This is a genomic window from Hymenobacter busanensis, from assembly GCF_008727865.1.
Lineage (GTDB): Bacteria > Bacteroidota > Bacteroidia > Cytophagales > Hymenobacteraceae > Solirubrum > Solirubrum busanense.
The window spans coordinates 914,041-930,664 of the sequence record NZ_VTWU01000001.1 but is presented as its reverse complement, the minus strand read 5'-3'; the positions used below and the strand labels follow the sequence as shown (position 1 = coordinate 930,664).

The 16,624-nt window shown below is 59.4% G+C and carries 17 protein-coding genes; 7 read left to right on the top strand and 10 right to left on the bottom strand.

From position 1 onward, the window contains the following. The first annotated feature begins 44 nt into the window (after nucleotides 1-44). The 4 genes from F0P96_RS03930 to F0P96_RS03915 all read left to right on the top strand — a co-directional run bounded on the left by F0P96_RS03930 (nucleotide 45) and on the right by F0P96_RS03915 (nucleotide 4,751). Nucleotides 45-1,055, top strand: coding sequence for a 3-oxoacyl-ACP synthase III family protein (locus tag F0P96_RS03930; RefSeq protein WP_151077457.1), 1,011 nt, complete (start codon nucleotides 45-47; stop codon nucleotides 1,053-1,055). Between the two features lie 115 nt (nucleotides 1,056-1,170). Continuing rightward, on the top strand, nucleotides 1,171-1,836 hold the full coding sequence (locus F0P96_RS03925; RefSeq protein WP_151077455.1) for a metal-dependent transcriptional regulator: 666 nt from the start codon (nucleotides 1,171-1,173) through the stop codon (nucleotides 1,834-1,836). Between the two features lie 103 nt (nucleotides 1,837-1,939). Then, nucleotides 1,940-3,319, top strand: coding sequence for a tRNA uridine-5-carboxymethylaminomethyl(34) synthesis GTPase MnmE (gene mnmE, locus F0P96_RS03920; protein WP_151077453.1), 1,380 nt, complete (start codon nucleotides 1,940-1,942; stop codon nucleotides 3,317-3,319). Between the two features lie 142 nt (nucleotides 3,320-3,461). Continuing rightward, nucleotides 3,462-4,751, top strand: a complete 1,290-nt coding sequence (locus F0P96_RS03915; RefSeq protein ID WP_151077451.1) for a citrate synthase — start codon at nucleotides 3,462-3,464, stop codon at nucleotides 4,749-4,751. A 77-nt stretch (nucleotides 4,752-4,828) separates the two neighbouring features. Here F0P96_RS03915 and F0P96_RS03910 read toward each other — a convergent pair whose 3' ends face one another. The 8 genes from F0P96_RS03910 to lepA form a co-directional block, all read right to left on the bottom strand. Then, complete coding sequence (locus tag F0P96_RS03910; RefSeq protein ID WP_151077450.1) at nucleotides 4,829-5,188, bottom strand: hypothetical protein; 360 nt, start codon at nucleotides 5,186-5,188, stop codon at nucleotides 4,829-4,831. A gap of 241 nt (nucleotides 5,189-5,429) precedes the next feature. Further along, nucleotides 5,430-5,801, bottom strand: a complete 372-nt coding sequence (locus F0P96_RS03905) for a hypothetical protein (protein WP_151077448.1) — start codon at nucleotides 5,799-5,801, stop codon at nucleotides 5,430-5,432. Nucleotides 5,802-6,120: 319 nt separating this feature from the next. Beyond that, complete coding sequence (locus F0P96_RS03900) at nucleotides 6,121-8,061, bottom strand: OmpA family protein (protein WP_151077446.1); 1,941 nt, start codon at nucleotides 8,059-8,061, stop codon at nucleotides 6,121-6,123. A gap of 10 nt (nucleotides 8,062-8,071) precedes the next feature. Then, complete coding sequence (locus F0P96_RS03895; RefSeq protein ID WP_151077645.1) at nucleotides 8,072-8,653, bottom strand: 7-carboxy-7-deazaguanine synthase QueE; 582 nt, start codon at nucleotides 8,651-8,653, stop codon at nucleotides 8,072-8,074. 214 nt (nucleotides 8,654-8,867) lie between these two features. Further along, nucleotides 8,868-9,782: a bifunctional 5,10-methylenetetrahydrofolate dehydrogenase/5,10-methenyltetrahydrofolate cyclohydrolase gene (locus F0P96_RS03890; RefSeq protein WP_151077444.1), complete on the bottom strand. Its 915-nt coding sequence runs from the start codon at nucleotides 9,780-9,782 to the stop codon at nucleotides 8,868-8,870. 39 nt (nucleotides 9,783-9,821) lie between these two features. Next, on the bottom strand, nucleotides 9,822-10,286 hold the full coding sequence (locus F0P96_RS03885) for a hypothetical protein (RefSeq protein ID WP_151077443.1): 465 nt from the start codon (nucleotides 10,284-10,286) through the stop codon (nucleotides 9,822-9,824). A 20-nt stretch (nucleotides 10,287-10,306) separates the two neighbouring features. Then, complete coding sequence (locus F0P96_RS03880) at nucleotides 10,307-10,501, bottom strand: hypothetical protein (RefSeq protein WP_151077441.1); 195 nt, start codon at nucleotides 10,499-10,501, stop codon at nucleotides 10,307-10,309. A gap of 96 nt (nucleotides 10,502-10,597) precedes the next feature. Next, complete coding sequence (gene lepA / locus F0P96_RS03875; RefSeq protein WP_151077439.1) at nucleotides 10,598-12,385, bottom strand: translation elongation factor 4; 1,788 nt, start codon at nucleotides 12,383-12,385, stop codon at nucleotides 10,598-10,600. 118 nt (nucleotides 12,386-12,503) lie between these two features. Between lepA and F0P96_RS03870 the strand changes: the two genes are divergently transcribed. Beyond that, nucleotides 12,504-13,355 (top strand): hypothetical protein, encoded by an 852-nt coding sequence (locus F0P96_RS03870; RefSeq protein WP_151077437.1) that lies wholly within the window; start codon nucleotides 12,504-12,506, stop codon nucleotides 13,353-13,355. Nucleotides 13,356-13,436: 81 nt separating this feature from the next. Then, on the top strand, nucleotides 13,437-13,787 hold the full coding sequence (locus tag F0P96_RS03865; protein WP_151077435.1) for a hypothetical protein: 351 nt from the start codon (nucleotides 13,437-13,439) through the stop codon (nucleotides 13,785-13,787). Nucleotides 13,788-13,863: 76 nt separating this feature from the next. On the opposite strand, the gene F0P96_RS03860 is transcribed toward F0P96_RS03865, so the two are convergent. Together F0P96_RS03860 and F0P96_RS03855 are read right to left on the bottom strand one after the other, a co-directional pair. After that, a complete protein-coding gene (locus F0P96_RS03860) occupies nucleotides 13,864-14,934 on the bottom strand; it encodes a phage tail protein (protein ID WP_151077433.1) in 1,071 nt (356 codons plus the stop codon). A 13-nt stretch (nucleotides 14,935-14,947) separates the two neighbouring features. Further along, nucleotides 14,948-15,481 carry a phage tail protein gene (locus F0P96_RS03855; protein WP_151077431.1) on the bottom strand — a complete coding sequence of 178 codons (534 nt, stop codon included), beginning with the start codon at nucleotides 15,479-15,481 and terminating at the stop codon, nucleotides 14,948-14,950. 261 nt (nucleotides 15,482-15,742) lie between these two features. Between F0P96_RS03855 and F0P96_RS03850 the strand changes: the two genes are divergently transcribed. Further along, nucleotides 15,743-16,573 carry a carboxypeptidase-like regulatory domain-containing protein gene (locus F0P96_RS03850; RefSeq protein WP_167291151.1) on the top strand — a complete coding sequence of 277 codons (831 nt, stop codon included), beginning with the start codon at nucleotides 15,743-15,745 and terminating at the stop codon, nucleotides 16,571-16,573. The last annotated feature ends 51 nt before the right edge of the window (nucleotides 16,574-16,624 follow it).

The window sequence follows — 16,624 nt, the reverse complement described above, 5'->3', positions numbered from 1 at the left end:
CGCCTTTTCCCCGGCTCGTTCTGCACCACACCCCCATCATTCCCATGTCCCAACTACACACATCTGCCATTGCCGGCGTGGGCCATTACGTGCCTTCGCGCGTGGTGCCCAACGTCGAACTCGAAGAAGTCATGGAAACCACCGACGCCTGGATTCAGGAGCGCACCGGCATTCGGGAGCGGCGGTGGTTTGAGGAAGGCAAAGACACCACCGCCAACATGGGCGCCAACGCTGCCCGCATGGCCCTGGAGCAAGCCGGCCTGCAGCCCGACGACGTGCAACTCATCGTGTTTGCTACCCTTTCGCCCGACTACCTCTTCCCCGGTTCGGGCGTGCTGCTGCAGCGCGAACTGGGCATTAAGGCCCCCATTCCGGCTTTCGACGTGCGCAACCAGTGCTCGGGCTTTATCTACGCCTTGTCCTTGGCCGACCAGTTCATCAAGACCGGCATGTACGAAACGGCGCTGGTCGTCGGCTCCGAAATCCACTCCTCGGGTCTCGACAAAAGCACGCGCGGCCGGGCCGTGTCGGTTATTTTTGGCGACGGTGCCGGGGCCGTGGTACTCCAGCGCAGCCAGGAAGAAGGCCGCGGCATTCTGAGCACTCACCTGCACGCCCAGGGCGAACATGCCGAGGAACTGATTACCCGCGAACCAGGCTCAAACCGCGAAAACCGCGTGCAAATCGTGCTCGACAAGCCCGAGGACATGTACCCCTACATGAACGGCCAGCAGGTATTTAAGCACGCCGTCACGCGCTTCCCGGAGGTCATCAAAGAAGCCCTCGACCAGAACGGCTACCAGCCCGCCGACATCGATATGCTGATTCCGCACCAGGCCAATTTGCGCATCACGCAGTACGTGGGGCAGAAAATGGGCCTCTCGGAGGAAAAAGTGTATAGCAACATCCAGCGTTACGGCAACACCACGGCCGCTTCGGTGCCCATTGCGCTGAGCGAAGCCGTGCAGGAAGGCCGCATCAAGCGCGGCGACTTGGTGTGCCTGGCCGCCTTCGGCTCGGGCTTCACCTGGGCATCGGCCCTGATTAAGTGGTAACCCATCCTTGGTAGGATTTTCAGCGAGGCAGTCGAAACCGGCTGCCTCGCTTTTTTTCGGACCTTTGCTCAACGGCCCGCCGGGCCCTCGCCTCCACCCGTCAGCCATTCAGACGTTGCCCAGTCAAACCGAAGAAAACTACCTGAAGACCATCTTCAAGCTGGCCGAAGCCGCTCCGGAGGCCGAAGTCAGCACCAACCGCATTGCTGAGCTGCTGCAAACCAAGCCGTCCTCGGTAACGGATATGCTGCGCCGCCTCGGCGACAAAGGCCTGCTCAATTACCAGCGCTACAAAGGGGTGTCGCTCACGCCCGAAGGTGCCCGGCTGGCCTTGCTCACCATCCGCAAGCACCGGCTCTGGGAGGTATTTCTGGTGCAGAAACTGGGCTTTTCGTGGGACGAGGTGCACGACGTGGCCGAGGAGATGGAGCACATTCAGTCGCCGCTGCTGGTACGCCGCCTCGATGCCTTTTTGGGTTTCCCGCGCCTCGACCCGCACGGCGACCCAATTCCGGCCGAAGACGGCGGCATGAGTCGCCCGCACTTGCAGCTGCTCTCGGAGCTGGGCACCGGCGAAACGGCCTCGATTGTGGCCGTCAAGAACACCGCGCCCGTGTTTCTGCAGCACCTGAGCAAGCTGGGGCTGGAGCTGGGAATTCAGGTAACCGTACTCGATTGCAACGCCTACGACCAGTCCCTGCACATCCGCGTGGGCAACGCGCCCGGCACCGAGCGCATGGTGTCGGCCGAAGTCAGCCGCAACCTGTGCGTGAGTCAGTAGCAGCCTTATTCCTCACCGCCAGGGCTGGTTTCCTGACTGATATTGCCTAGTACCAAGCGGTGCTTACTTGGTTAAAGTCCGTTTGCTAAACGCCGACTGTTCAATGACAAATATCTTCTCCGATACCATCGTTGCCCTCTCCACCCCACCCGGTGCGGGCGCCATTGCCGTGCTGCGCTTGTCGGGCCCCGCTGCCATTGAGCTGACCGATGGGATATTCTTCGGCCGCCGCCTGAGCGAGCAGCCTAGCAATACCCTGCACTACGGCACCTTGCGCAACGGCGAAGCTATTCTCGACGAAGTGGTGGTCGGCCTGTTCCGCGCGCCCCATTCCTACACCCGCGAAGACGTGGTCGAAATCAGCACCCACGGCTCCGACTATATCATTCGCGAAGTCCTGGCCCTGTTGGTACGCCGCGGCGCCCGCCTCGCCGAGCCTGGTGAATTTACCAAGCGCGCATTTCTGCACGGCGCCTTCGACCTGGCCCAGGCCGAAGCCGTAGCCGACCTCATTGCCGCCGATTCGGCCCTGCAGCACCGCGTGGCGCTCAATCAGATGCGCGGTGGCTTCAGTCGTGAGTTGAAAGACCTGCGCCAGCAGCTCATTGACTTTGCAGCCCTGCTGGAACTGGAGCTGGATTTTGGCGAAGAAGACGTGGAGTTTGCCGACCGTTCGGGTTTGCTCCGGCTGCTCACGCACGTGCAAACGGTGGTGCAGCGCCTGTTGCGCTCCTTCGAACTGGGCAACGTCATCAAAAACGGCGTTACCACCGTCATTGCTGGTCGGCCCAACGCGGGCAAAAGCACTTTGCTCAACGCCCTGCTCAACGAAGAACGCGCCATCGTATCGGCCATTCCCGGCACCACCCGCGACTTTATCGAAGACGAAGTCAGCCTCGAAGGCATCAAGTTTCGGTTTGTGGATACGGCCGGCCTGCGCGACACCACCGACGAAGTGGAGGCCATTGGCGTGCAGCGTACCCGCCAGCGCGTGGAGCAAGCCGCGGTGGTGCTCTACCTGTTCGACCTCGTGACGGCCACACCCGCCGAAGTAGCCGCCGATACAGCCGCCTTGCCCGTCCCCAGCGGCGCTACCCTACTGCTCTTGGGCAACAAGCTCGACGAAGCAAAGCCCGAAACCGTAGCCGCCTTTCAGCAGCAGTTCCCCGACCTCGTACTACTGGCTGCTGCGCCCCGCACCGGCCTCGAGGAGTTGCGGCAGCACCTGCTGGCCACCGTGCGCCGCGAAGGCCTTGATGCCAGCTCGGCCACCATCGTGACGAACCTGCGCCACGCCCGCAGCCTCGAAGTAGCTGGCGAGGCTTTGGTAGCCGTGCAGCACGGCCTCACATCGGGTGCCGGCACAGAGCTGGTAGCAGCCGACCTGCGCGCGGCCTTACGTGCGTTGGGCGAAATCACCGGCGACATTTCCTCCGACGATTTGCTTGGTTCGATTTTCACGCGTTTCTGCATCGGCAAATAACTTACGGATAAGGCGAAACAAGCCCGCAGCTTCATTTGTACTACACCTTGGGTGTGGCAAACTTGCCTTTGGGTTGCAGGGCAAGCCGCTAATTGCGTACTTCGCCCCAACGTACCCCACCCTGTCCACTAATCTGTTTGTAATGGCAGAAAACGCTGAAATCATCCTCGACGGCAAATCCTATTCCCTGCCCGTCGTTGAAGGCACTGAACAAGAAAAAGCATTCGATATCGGCAAGTTGCGTGACCAGTCGGGTTACGTCACCCTCGATTCGGGTTACAAAAACACCGGCGCCACCAAAAGCGCCATCACCTTCCTCGACGGCGAGGAGGGCATCCTGCGCTACCGCGGCTACCCCATCGAGCAGCTGGCCGAGCACTCCAACTTCATGGAAGTAGCCTACCTGCTGATCTACGGTAAGCTGCCCACCCAGCAGGAAATCACCGATTTCAACAGCCAAATTTCGCGCCACACCCTCGTGCACGAGGACATGCGCAAGATCTTCGACGGCTTCCCCTCCAGCGCCCACCCCATGGGCATCCTCTCGTCGCTGGTGTCGGCCCTCACCGCGTTCTACCCCGAGTCGCTCGACCCGAACCAGAGCGAGGAGGAAATGAACCTGAACATCAAGCGCCTCATCGCCAAGATTTCGACGATTGCCGCTTGGTCGTACAAAAACTCGGTTGGGCACCCCGTCAACTACCCCAAGAACAAGCTGGACTACGTGTCCAACTTCCTGCACATGATGTTCGCCTTCCCCACGGAAGACTACGACATCAACCCGGTGGTGGTAAACGCGCTCAACAAGCTCCTGATCCTGCACGCCGACCACGAGCAGAACTGCTCCACCTCAACGGTGCGCATGGTAGGCTCAGCCAACGCTTCCTTGTACTCGTCGGTTTCGGCCGGTATCTGCGCGCTGTGGGGCCCGCTGCACGGCGGCGCCAACCAAGAGGTTATTGAGATGCTGGAGGAAATCAAGGCCGACGGCGGCAACACCGACAAGTGGCTGGCCAAAGCCAAGGACAAGAACGACCCGTTCCGCCTGATGGGCTTCGGCCACCGCGTGTACAAAAACTTCGATCCGCGCGCCAAAATCATCAAGAAGGCCGCCGACGACGTGCTGTCGGCCCTGGGCATCGACGACCCGATTCTGGAAATTGCCAAGAAGCTCGAAGAAGCTGCCCTCACCGATCCATACTTCGTTGAGCGTAAGCTGTATCCGAACGTTGACTTCTACTCGGGCATCATCTACCGCGCCATTGGTATTCCGACGGATATGTTCACGGTAATGTTTGCCATGGGCCGCCTCCCCGGCTGGATTGCCCAGTGGAAAGAGCTGCGCGAGAACAAAGAGCCCATCGGCCGTCCGCGCCAGATTTACGTGGGCGAAACCGAGCGCAACTACACCCCGATTTCGGAGCGCGCGTAGTTTTTCTGTACCGCAGCAAAAAGGCCAGCCTGTTCGTTCAGGCTGGCCTTTTTGATTTGGCCTTTGCGGCGGAGCGGTTACCGACCATTTACTGCAATGGTATTGGTTTGCGCTTGTTTGTAGGCCACGAGTTGAGCGGGCTTTAGAATGGCGGCCAAATCCCGCTCATAAGCTTCCTGCACCTCGGCAATGCGTTTGTTGAGGGCATCCGGCTCGCCAGCGTACAGTTTCTTGGCGTTTTCTTCAGCAGCCAGCATATCCATCGTCAATTGTTTCACCTTGAGGTACTGGCCTTCGTTGAGCTGAGCCGTGCGCTGCATCTGACGAGTCATGTTGGTAGCACGGGCTTTGAGGGGCTGTTCTTCGCCGTTGCTGGCAAAGGCATGGCTGCCGGCGGTCAACGCCAAGCAGCACAGGAGCGTGTACACGACTTTCATAAGGGTGTAGTGGTTAGGTGGAGAAGAAAACGTTGCCGAGCCCAAGAGGTGCATTAGGTGGAATAACGCTACTGCTTAGCTGACAGAACAATACTAACAATAATTTTTGTTTAACCAATATTAAGTTTCACTTTTTTTCAACAGCCTTCCTCTGAGGTGAAGCTGGCAAGACCCTGTTCCCTTAACGCAACAACGCCAGCCCAATTCGGACTGGCGTTGCAGCATCGGAAAGCAGCTGGTATTAGCGGGTGCTGGGCAGGCCCAGAGCCGTCATGCTGCTTTGCGTTCGGGTGTAAGCGACCAGTTGGTTGGGACGCAACACGGTGGCCAGCTCACGGTAGTAGCTCATTTGCGCATCGGCCATACGAGCATCCCGAATTTCCGGGTCGGCGGCGAAGCGAATGTTGACGTCTTCGATTTCGGTGAGCATGCGCAGGTTGAGCTGCTTGATCTTGAGGTACTGGCCTTCGTCGAGCAAGGCCTTTTCAGCCATGGTGCGCGTGAGGGCGGTAGCACGTGCCTGCAAGGCACTGGGCTCGTCGGGCTCGGTACCGGCAATGGAGGCCGTTTGGAGTCCTGCGGCCAAACCCGCTACGAGGAACAGCTTTTTCATGGTGAATGGGAATGAATGGTGGAAAGTGAAGAGAGAAGCATGTTTTTGATGAAGGAAAAGTGGGGTGCTCCAACCACAGCGGCGGCTCGCTGCAGGAACGAATCAAACATACGAGTAAATTTTAAATAAAAAAATAAAATTTATAACTATTCTAATTCTTTTCTTTTTTAATTGAACACCAAAGCACTGTATTTCAGACGCTTATTTGCAGTCCAAAATAGCACTACTTCAACTACTTCAAGTTTTACTTTAAGAACAAAAAAAGCCCGCTGGCTACCTTGTCTGAGGTAAGCCAGCGGGCTTTTTAGAGAATGGATTCTTATAGAATCCGCAGTTCGATACGGCGGTTTTGCTGCCGATGCTCTTCCGAATCGTTGGCAGCTACGGGCTTTTGTTCACCATAGCCGCGAAAGCGTAGCCGCTCGGCTTTCACGCCGTGTTCCACCAAGTAAGTGTACACCGACCGAGCCCGGTTTTTCGAAAGCGTGAGGTTATCGTCGTCGCTGCCTACGTCATCGGTATGGCCCGAAATTTCGACCTGGATATCGGGGTACTGGCTCATGAACTGAATCAGCCGGTTGAGCTCCGTGCGCGAATTCGGTTTCAGGGCATACTCCTTGGTGTCGAAAAAGAGGTTGTTGAGCACAATGCTACGTCCGGCGCGCACGGGCTCCAGATAAATGTCGAGGGTAAGCGGATCGAAATTTCGCTTGCTGGAGTAATCGAAATTCAGGCTCTTCATCAGGTACTTGTCGGCGGCGGCGTACATGCCGTACTGCCGGCCTTCGTTCAGCACCAAGGTGTATTCGCCGTCTTCGGGGTCGGAGGTTACAAACTGCGTCAGCTCATCGGTTTTCAGGTCGTAGAGCTGTACATCGGCCTGGATGGGCTTCTTGGTGACGGCATCGAACACGCGGCCCTGGGTATACGTGCTGGTTTCCCGCGACTGAACTTCTTTGGGCACTTCGAAACTGAACAGCTCTACCGGCCGTTCCCGCTCGCTCACGGCTGCTTCGGCCGGACGGGTGCGAGAACAAAAGCCGCGGCGGTTATCGGAGGAGACGAACATGGAAGCCTCGTTCTCGAAGGTATTAAGCGGGTAGCCCAAATTCTCCGGTGCCGACCATTTCCCGCCCGCGACGGAGCTGCGGTACACGTCGAGGCCGCCCATGCCCACCAAGCCATCAGAGACGTAGTAGAGTGTGGTGCCGCTGGCGTGAATGAACGGGGCCATGTCTTTGCCGGGCGTGTTCACGGGCTGCCCCAGGTTGCGCGCCAGGCTCCAGTTTCCGTCGGTCTGCAGCGTGCTGACGTAGATGTCTTCCTGACCCTGCCCGCCACGGCGGTCGGAGGTGAAGTACAAGGTCCGGCCATCGGCCGAAAGCGTGGGCTGGGAGTCCCAGTTAACCGAGTTAACGTTACGCCCGAGGTTGCGCGGTTTGCTCCAGGTATTGCCGGTGCGCCGCGAAATGTACAGGTCGCAGTTGCCCACGGCGCCGGGCCGGTCGCAGGAGGCAAATACCAGGGTTTTGCCGTCGCCGGAAATCGTGCCGGCTCCCTCGTTAAACTGAGTATTGATGTTGGCCGAAATCAACGACGGTTCGCCGTAGGTGCCTTCCTTGCTGAGCCGGCTTACTACAATATCCTCGTCGGATTCGCCGGTTTTGCGGGCAGTGTACACCAAAAACCGGTTATCGGCGGTAATGGCCGGAAAGTACTGGAAACGAAACGTGTTGAGCGGTGCCCCCAGGCGTTGGGGCGCGGTGCCTACGGGGTGCTGGATGGCGTTCAGGGCAAACTCGCAGTTTTGGAGTTGCTGCTGCGCTTTCGGAATGTAGCGCTGCCCTTTCGGAGCGGCTTTCAGAAAGTTCTGATACGCACTTTGGGCCGTTTTGTAGTCGCCAGCGCCCAAGGCCAGTTCGCCCAGCACGAAGTAGTCGTTCATCCGGCCGGCTTCGTAGGGCAGCTTTTCTAGGCCGGCGCGGTAGGCTTCCAGTGCGGCGGGCTTGTCGCCCATGATGCGCAGCAGGGAGCCTTTCAGTAAGTACGGCTCTCCCATCGACGGAAACTTCTGGTTCAGGCCGGAGAGGGTTTCCACCGCCTTATCGAACTGCCGGTCCTTGACTTGCTGCTGGGCCTTTTCCCAGAGGTTGCGGGCTTTGGTGTTGGCAATGGGTGCTTTGACCTGGGCAGTTGCCGGTGCCGTGGGCAACAGGCAAGCAAGCACAATGGCCAGCAACGGCAGCGACAGGCAACGCATAGAGGCGGGGCTACGGAATGTCGAGGTACTTGTGCGTCTGCAACGACACCTGCCAGCGCGGGTGCTGCTTGACGTACTCGATAAGCAACGGGGTGATGGTGGCCGCTTTGCCCCACTCGGGCTGCAAAAACAGGCGGCAATTGGGCCCTACCAGCGCCGCATGTTCTTCGGCCCAGGCAAAGTCGTTTTTGTGAAAAACCACGACTTTCAACTCGTGAGCCTGAGCCAGCACATCGGGCCGCGGTGCTTTAAATTTCTTGGGCGACAGGCAGATCCAGTCCCATTCGCCCGAAAGCGGGTGGGCGCCCGAGGTTTCCAGCCAGGTTTGCAGGCCCGCCTCGTGCAAGGCACGGGTGAGCGGCCCGAGGTCGTGCATCAGCGGCTCGCCGCCCGTAATAACCACCGCCCGGCCCGGATGCGCCGAGGCTTGCGCCACCAATTCGGCCACGGTTTGCCTAGGGTGCGCATCGGCATCCCACGACTCTTTCACGTCGCACCAATGGCAGCCAACGTCGCAGCCCCCGAGGCGGATGAAGTAGGCGGCGCGGCCAGCGTTGGCACCTTCGCCCTGAATGGTGTAGAACTGCTCCATCACGGGCAAAGCCTGCGGGGCAGCAACCAACGGACTGTCAGAAAGAAGAGGAAGCGGGTAAGTCAAAACGGGGAAACTGCGCAGAAAAAAGCCGGGCGGCCGGTTGTACGGAGGTGCTGCCTGTGGCCATGCACCCGTTTGCCGGCGGCCCGACTTTAAAAATAGAACAACCCGGGCGCTTTCGCAATTCCCGCCCAGGAGAAGGTTGGATTTTTTAGCGGGGATACACCTCGCCCGTAGCTGCCCGCAGGGTATTCTGTAGCAACATAGCAATAGTCATGGGGCCTACGCCACCGGGCACGGGCGTAATGCACGAGGCCAGCGGCGCCACCTCGTCGAACTTCACGTCGCCGCGCAGGGCCCAGCCGGCCTTCTTCGTGTCGTCGGCCACGCGGGTGGTACCCACGTCGATAACCACAGCCCCGGGCTTTACCATATCGGCCGTCACAAAACCCGGTCGGCCCAAGGCCGCTACCAAGATGTCGCCGGTGCGGGTGATGCTGGCCAGATCTTGGGTGCGCGAATGGCATAAAGTAACCGTGCAGTTGCCCGGCTCTAAGTTCTTAGCCAACAGAATACTAACCGGCGTGCCCACAATGTTGCTTCGGCCGATAACCACGCAATGTTTGCCATCGGTGCTGATGTGGTAGCGACGCAACAATTCGACAATACCCGAGGGCGTGGCGGGCAACAACGAAGGCAGCCCGGCCACCATTCGACCGATGTTCATCGGGTGAAAACCGTCCACGTCCTTCTCCGGCCGAATGGCTTCGATGACCTTCTGCGAGGAGATGTGCGCCGGCAGCGGCAGCTGCACAATAAAGCCGTCGATTTCCGGGTCGTGGTTCAGTTCGGCCACCTTGGCCAAGAGGTCGGCTTCGGTGATGTCGTCTTCGTAGCGCAGCAGCGTAGAGCCGAAGCCCACGGCCTGGCACGCTAGAACCTTGTTGCGCACGTAGGTTTCGGAGCCGCCATCGTGACCCACGAGAATGGCAGCCAAGTGCGGAATCTTGCGGCCGTCGGCGCGCAGCTTTTCCACTTCAATAGCAATTTCGTGCTTGATGTCCTCGGCGGTTTGCTTGCCGTCGATGAGGCGGTAGGTGGCGGGCGCTTCGGGGGCAGTCGTCATGCGGTTTACTGGTTGGCTTGAGTGAGAAGTCAGAACGTGTTAGGTGGATTCTCGCGAGACGGTATTATCGGTATTCACTGAGTAGCAAAACTTGCCGTGCTGGATAATAAACCAACTAGTATCGAAATCATGCTGAGGCGAGAAGTCAACGAAAAGGTGTAATTCCTGCCCGTTGTCAAACTGAATCGTCAGGTCCTTCCAGCCTGAAAGCTCCACGTGGCGCACCTTCGCCCCTTCAAGGGCCGCTAACCCAGGCGCCAAGCAGCTTTCGGAATCGTCATGCCAGCTTGTCAAGATATTGCCAGCCGCCCCGATGCGCCACGCACAGTATACCATCAAGGAGAATTCTCCTTGCCGAGCATTGTCAGGAAGTGGCGGTCCGAATTCCATTGTAAAAATGGAACCGGTCCCACTCCCTGCTCTGCTTCGCCAGGCTTCGGCCCCAACCATCGATACGACCAACTCATGCAGCGTTTCGGTAGATATGGTCGCGGCTTGTGCCATAGCAATGACGCTCTTGGTGCTTAGCTAGCGGAAGATTGAGCCTGCTTGTTTTGGTGGCTTTCCTCGTAGCGCGCAATGGCTTCGCGGCCGGCTTTCAGGATTTCCTGTTCCATTACCGGCCAATCGTCGCGCCACCGGAATTTCAGTTCCTGGCCGCGGCGGACCTTCTCCAGTTGGCTTTCGTTCGTGCAGTTCTTGGTTAAGTTGTTAATCATGGCTTGGGCTTGATCAGACAGAGCTTTTACAAGAACTGAATGAGGGTGAAAAAGTAACGCGCAAAAAAAACGCGGCTCGGGGCCGCGTTTTTGGTATTAGTCGATTTTCAAGACGGCCAGGAAGGCTTCTTGCGGTATTTCCACGGAGCCCACTTGGCGCATCCGTTTCTTGCCTTCTTTCTGCTTTTCGAGCAGCTTGCGCTTCCGCGAAATGTCGCCGCCGTAGCACTTGGCAATTACGTTTTTGCGCAGGGCCTTCACCGTTTCGCGGGCCACGATTTTCTGCCCGATGGCAGCCTGAATGGCAATTTCGAACATCTGGCGCGGCAGCAGTTCCTTGAGCTTCTCGCAGAGGCGCTTGCCCCAGTCGTAGCTCTTGGAGCGGTGCACGATGGCCGACAGGGCATCGACCTTTTCGCCGTTGAGCATCACGTCGAGCTTCACCATGTCCGACTCGCGAAAGCCGATCAGCTCGTAGTCGAGTGAGGCGTAGCCGCGCGAAATGGTCTTGAGCTTGTCGAAGAAGTCGAACACGATTTCCGACAGCGGCAGCTCAAACGACAGTTCTACCCGCTCGGACGTAAGATACGACTGGCCTTTGATGATGCCACGCTTTTCCATGCACAGCGTGATGATCGGGCCCACAAACTCGGCGGCCGTGATAATCTGGGCCTTGATGTAGGGCTCCTCGATGAACTTGATCAGGTTCGGCTCGGGCATTTCGCTCGGGGCCGATACCATCTTCAGCTCGTCGCGGTTGGTGGTGACCTTGAACTGCACCGACGGCACCGTGGTAATCACGGTCATGTTGAACTCGCGCTCCAAGCGCTCCTGCACAATTTCCATGTGCAGCATGCCCAGGAAGCCGCAACGGAAGCCAAAGCCAAGCGCGGCCGAGGTTTCCGGCTCCCATACCAGCGAGGCGTCGTTGAGCTGCAGCTTTTCCATGCAGGAGCGCAGCTCTTCGTACTCGGTGGTATCGACGGGGTAGATGCCGGCAAACACCATCGGCTTCACGTCCTCGAAGCCTACGATGGCCTCCTGCGTGGGGCGCGCCACGTGGGTGATGGTGTCGCCAACTTTTACTTCACGGGCTTCTTTAATGCCCGAAATCAGGTAGCCCACGTTGCCAGCCGACATTTCGGGGCGGGGCTCCTGGTTCAGGCCCAGAATACCGATTTCGTCGGCGCCGTATTCCTTACCGGTGGCCAAGAAGCGCAGCTTGTCGCCCTTGCGCATGGTGCCGTTCTTGATGCGGAACAGCACTTCGATGCCGCGGTAGGAGTTGAATACCGAGTCGAAGATGAGCGCCTGCAGCGGGGCTTCCGGGTCGCCCGACGGGGCCGGCACGCGCTCCACAATGGCGTTCAGGATGTCTTCGATGCCAAGCCCGATTTTGCCGGAAGCATGGATGATGTCCTCGTGCTTGCAACCGATCAGGTCCACGATTTCGTCGGACACTTCCTCGGGCATGGCGTGCGGCAGGTCAATCTTGTTGAGCACCGGAATGATTTCCAGGTCGGCCCCGATGGCGAGGTAGAGGTTGGAAATCGTCTGGGCCTCGATGCCTTGCGAGGCGTCCACAATCAGCAGGGCGCCTTCGCAGGCAGCAATGGAGCGGGATACTTCGTAGCTGAAGTCGACGTGACCGGGAGTATCAATCAGGTTGAGCGTGTACACTTCCCCTTTGTAGGGAAACTGCATCTGGATGGCGTGGCTCTTGATGGTGATGCCCCGCTCCCGCTCCAAATCCATGTTGTCGAGCAATTGGGCCTGCATATCGCGCTTGGCCACGGTGCTGGTAAATTCCAGCAGACGGTCGGCCAGCGTGCTTTTGCCGTGGTCGATGTGGGCAATGATGCAGAAGTTGCGGATGTTCTTCACTCGGCGGAAATACGGTTTTGTAGCGGCAAAGGTAGGCCTTTCGGGCGGCAAAAGCTAAGCCGTGGCCGCTTGCTCCCATGCAGGCAACCGCCGTACTTTGGGCGGAGTTCCTTGCAGCATGACCACCACCGATACTACGCTCCCCTCCGCTTCCGCCGGTATTCGCCAGAAGGCGCTCATAGCTGGCCTGAATGCCACCGTGCTCTACGTGCTGGCGTATTTGCTCACCACAACGGCTTACCAGCTGGCTACCATCCGGATGGCGCGGCGCCTGAGCATTCCGCTTACCTGGCACCTGGAGCGGGTTGAGTTTCGCATTACCAACCCCGAATGGTGGCGCGTGGCGGTGCTGGCCGTGTACAGCGTGGGGCCGCTGGTGTGCTTTCTGCTGGGCACGGCAGCCCTGCTGGTCTTCTGGTACCGGGCGCGGCAGCAGCGGGGTCTGCTCAAGCAGTTTCTGCTGTGGCTGGCGTTGCACTGCTGCAACATGTTCTTTGGCGCGATGGTGGCCGATACGTTCACGCAGTCGGGTTTCTGGTACATTCCCAGCTGGCTGTTTCTGGCCGGCAACGTGCCAAACGTCATCGTGGCCGTGGTGTTTGGCTTGATCCAAGTAGCGCTGGGTTATTTCGCGGCGGTGCTGTTTCTGCAAAGCCACGACTCCATTTCGCTGATGAAGTACCGCAACCGCGCCGTGCTCCTAGTTAGCACGCTCCTGGCGCCGTGGGTGCTGGGCTCGGTCATCGTGGCCCTGCTCAAGTGGCCGGCCCTGACGCTGAACGAGGAGCTGCACTTCGCAACCATGGTACTGCTCATTGGCCCGCTGGCCCTGGCCGCCGCCAACCAGCTGTTTGAGTTTACGCTGCCGGTGCCCCAGAAAACGCGCATTGCCTGGGAGCTTGTGGGCTTGCTGGCCGCGGTGCTGCTCCTATTTCGAGTGGTGCTGGGCCACGGCATTTCCCTCGGCTAACCGTTGCCGCACCGGGCAACCAAACGGGTCGGCAACGTTTGCGTATAGACGGGAACAGTTCACCCAAACTCCTGTCCCGCCATGGCTGTCAAACTCAATCCCGAAGCTGTTTCCTACGCTCAACAGCTGATCCGTGCCGGCAAAGTACTGCACGACGAAGGCCATTGGGGCGAGCATAACCCCGATACGAAAAAGGAAAACGCCTACCTCGAAAAGCACGAGTATGCCGAATACGGCAAGTGGCACCTGGGCGTGGATGCCAGCGCCGGCGAAGACACTAAGGACCGGTACAAATTTCCCGTCGGCGACTTCCAGAAGCTGCACCGCGACGGGCTGATTGCGGCCAAGGAACGCGCCGCCCAGCAAGGATACCGCGACATCGAAACAGCCGCTGATGAGCTGCTGCAGTTGGTAGATAAAACCAAAAAGTAAGCCCTCAAAACACGACAGCGCCACGTAGTAGATACGGCTGGCGCTGTCGTGTTTAGGCTTGGTTGCAGTTGCCTGCTCAGGGGCGCGACGGGAACAACCCCTGTAGAGCAATCAGGTAGCTTAGGCCCAGGTAGGGCTGGCGGTTTTCGTGGGGCAGGCTGCCGCCGACTGCCGCCGCCGAAACCTGAACGGCATCGGCCGCCATAAAATCGGTGCCGGGGCTGGTGCTGTACTGGGCACTCGAGCCGTTGCCGGGGTAATTGCCGGCCGGGGAAGTGTTGGCCACCTCCAAGGCAGTGTTCATGGTCAGGGCTACCGTGTGGTTGTGGGCGGGCAGCTGGGCTAGGGTCAACGCTACCGTGTCGCGGCCGCCGGTGATACCCACTTGCTCGGGCGTGGTGGCGCCCACCGGCACGCGGCCTTGCAGGTTGGGCAGGTTGAAATGCTCGGGTGAGCTGCCGTAGAGAGTGCCCAACAACGAATGCAGCGCCTCGTTTCCTTTGATGGGCAACGACGCGCCCCGGCACGGTATCCACCCCCGGGGATAATCGGGAAAGGCGACCAGCATTATGTCGCCGATATAGGCTTCGGGCACCAGTTCGCTAGGCGTGGTGGTTTCCGGGTCAGCGCCAGTCAGGGCAATCATGTAGTTGATGGCCAGCACGGGCTGGATGTTGCTGTGGGACTGCTGCCCGCCCACGGGGGAGCTGTAGCCGCCCAAAGCGTTGTAAGCAAGCGCAGTACCTTCCGTGGCGACCGAGCCAAACGCATCGGCCTGCGCGACGCTGGGCCGGCCGTTGGCGGGGTCGGCGGTACGGCCGCTGCCCTGAGTTACCACGCTCACCAGCGCTTCTACGGCGTGGGTGTGCTGGGGCAGGTTCGAGCGGGTAAGGGTGACGGTTTCGGAACCGCCGGTTTCGCCCAACGTGTAGCTCGTGCCTTGGGGACCGGTGCCTACGCCGGTAGCCACCCGGCTGCGCAGGTCGGGAATTTTGAAAGCGGTGAAGTTGCCGCCGTAGGTTGTACCAATCAGGCGAAACAGAACGGGGTACTCTTCCGGATTTAGGCTGCGGCCGTCGCACAATGCCCAGCCTTCGGGAGCGGTGCGACCGGCAAACGTGCGCACTTCGCCAATGTATTGTCTCATGGTATCGATTCTCTTAACGCGGGTATTCGCCTTGGATGGCAATGATGTAGTTCAGTGTGAGGTAGGGCATCAGGTTGTCGTGAGCCTGGTCCTGCCCTTGCACGTCGGTTTTGCCCACCACCAGATTGGCGGCCATGCGGTCGAAACCGGCGTCTTCGCCGTACTGGCTGTCGGGCTGCGTGGCCCAGTAGCCGCCCGCTGGGTTGGTCGTGTCGGCCGCGTTGCCGGAGGCACGCACGGTGCCGGTTACCACATGGGCGTGCGCCGGTACTTCGTCGATTTTCAGGGTAACCGTTGCCTCGCCGGCCTGGGTCCCGAGCGCGTACTCGCTCAGGCCAGTGCCTTGCCCGGCGCCCAGAGCGGTGCGGTTGCGCAGATCGGGCAAAGCAAACGTCGACCTCCCGTCGCCGCCGTAGGTAGTGCCCAACAGCCGAAACAAGGCGCTGTGTTGGGAAATCGATAAAAGTTGACCGTTGCAAAGCGCCCATCCGCGGGGCGCAAACGTGAAGCCAACCAGGCATATTTGCCCGAGATACGGTGAATCCATAAACAAGCGAAGAAGAAACAAAACCGACCCGTGCGCCGGGCCGCGGCAGAAAACCATTTCTACCGAACCAAACATGGGTATTTCGGCGCTGCTCTGCAAACGGTCGTTGTACCGCAATTGCGGGTACGGCCCCGGGTTGGCTTTTCTAAAACCACCACTTCTATACTTTAGACGGTAGGTAGAATGAAGCTGTACCTTTACCCATTCTTCAGGGTTTATCTACGTTTCTGTATCTGCATGCTCAATCGGCTACTGGCGGTCATGCTTTTCGGCTTCTTTGCTCTGGCGGCCCAGGCGCAAATCCTTCCCCTCGAAGGCCGGGTGCTGAATGCCCGCACCGGCCAGCCCGTGCCCTTCGCAACGCTGGGTGTACCCCGCCGCGGCCTCGGCACCGTGGCTGATGAACAAGGCCGCTACCTGCTGCGCCTGCCCGCCGGCCCGGCCGATACCTTAATCATCACCAGCGTTGGGTTTTCGCGCGAGGTGGTGCTGCCGGCAGCCTTGGCTGCCGGCCAGCGGGAGTTTCAGCTGATGCCCCAGGAGCAGCTGATCAGCAACGTAACCATTGCGCACCGGCCCGTACACCCCGCCGTGCTGGGCCGCACCCAGGAGAAAGGCGACGTGCGGTGGATGGCCGGCTCCTCGGGGAAGGAAACCGTCGACGATGAATGGGGCTGGGAGCTGGGCGCGGTGCTCATGCCCAAAAGCCACGCCCTGCTCGAAGAATTCCACGTCTTCCTTCTCGACAACCAGTACGAGCACCTGCGTTTCCGCCTCAACCTCTACACCTTGGAGCAAGGCCGCCCCGGCAAGCCGCTGCTCTCCCAGGATATCCAGTTGACCACCGCCGCCAAGCAAAAAGGCTGGCTCACGGTCGATTTGCGTCCCTACAATCTTACCCTTGAGGCCCAGCCGGTGGTGGCCACCATCCAGTGGCTGCAGAGCGAGAAAACCAAGCCCGCAAACAAGTACTTCAGCATCCCCGTCAAGCGCCAGCCCAAGCAGGTGATGGTGGAGCGCGAAAACAGCCAGGCCCTCTGGACGATCCACCCCATGCAGCCGAGCTTGTACTTCTCGCTGCTGACGGAGTAAGAATGGCGGCTTGCATACGGTTGCGGAATATCGCCCAACTTGCCTGCTGGT

What these genes read in the sequence shown, in the direction of transcription:
- F0P96_RS03905 (WP_151077448.1), bottom strand. Translation starts at nt 5,801, where the DNA reads ATGAAAAAGCTGTTCCTCGTAGCGGGTTTGGCCGCAGGACTCCAAACG.
- mnmE (WP_151077453.1), top strand. Translation starts at nt 1,940, where the DNA reads ATGACAAATATCTTCTCCGATACCATCGTTGCCCTCTCCACCCCACCC.
- F0P96_RS03915 (WP_151077451.1), top strand. Translation starts at nt 3,462, where the DNA reads ATGGCAGAAAACGCTGAAATCATCCTCGACGGCAAATCCTATTCCCTG.
- F0P96_RS03900 (WP_151077446.1), bottom strand. Translation starts at nt 8,061, where the DNA reads ATGCGTTGCCTGTCGCTGCCGTTGCTGGCCATTGTGCTTGCTTGCCTG.
- F0P96_RS03860 (WP_151077433.1), bottom strand. Translation starts at nt 14,934, where the DNA reads ATGAGACAATACATTGGCGAAGTGCGCACGTTTGCCGGTCGCACCGCT.
- F0P96_RS03870 (WP_151077437.1), top strand. Translation starts at nt 12,504, where the DNA reads ATGACCACCACCGATACTACGCTCCCCTCCGCTTCCGCCGGTATTCGC.
- F0P96_RS03855 (WP_151077431.1), bottom strand. Translation starts at nt 15,481, where the DNA reads ATGGATTCACCGTATCTCGGGCAAATATGCCTGGTTGGCTTCACGTTT.
- F0P96_RS03850 (WP_167291151.1), top strand. Translation starts at nt 15,743, where the DNA reads ATGCTTTTCGGCTTCTTTGCTCTGGCGGCCCAGGCGCAAATCCTTCCC.
- F0P96_RS03930 (WP_151077457.1), top strand. Translation starts at nt 45, where the DNA reads ATGTCCCAACTACACACATCTGCCATTGCCGGCGTGGGCCATTACGTG.
- F0P96_RS03880 (WP_151077441.1), bottom strand. Translation starts at nt 10,501, where the DNA reads ATGATTAACAACTTAACCAAGAACTGCACGAACGAAAGCCAACTGGAG.
- F0P96_RS03885 (WP_151077443.1), bottom strand. Translation starts at nt 10,286, where the DNA reads ATGGCACAAGCCGCGACCATATCTACCGAAACGCTGCATGAGTTGGTC.
- F0P96_RS03865 (WP_151077435.1), top strand. Translation starts at nt 13,437, where the DNA reads ATGGCTGTCAAACTCAATCCCGAAGCTGTTTCCTACGCTCAACAGCTG.
- F0P96_RS03895 (WP_151077645.1), bottom strand. Translation starts at nt 8,653, where the DNA reads ATGGAGCAGTTCTACACCATTCAGGGCGAAGGTGCCAACGCTGGCCGC.
- F0P96_RS03910 (WP_151077450.1), bottom strand. Translation starts at nt 5,188, where the DNA reads ATGAAAGTCGTGTACACGCTCCTGTGCTGCTTGGCGTTGACCGCCGGC.
- F0P96_RS03890 (WP_151077444.1), bottom strand. Translation starts at nt 9,782, where the DNA reads ATGACGACTGCCCCCGAAGCGCCCGCCACCTACCGCCTCATCGACGGC.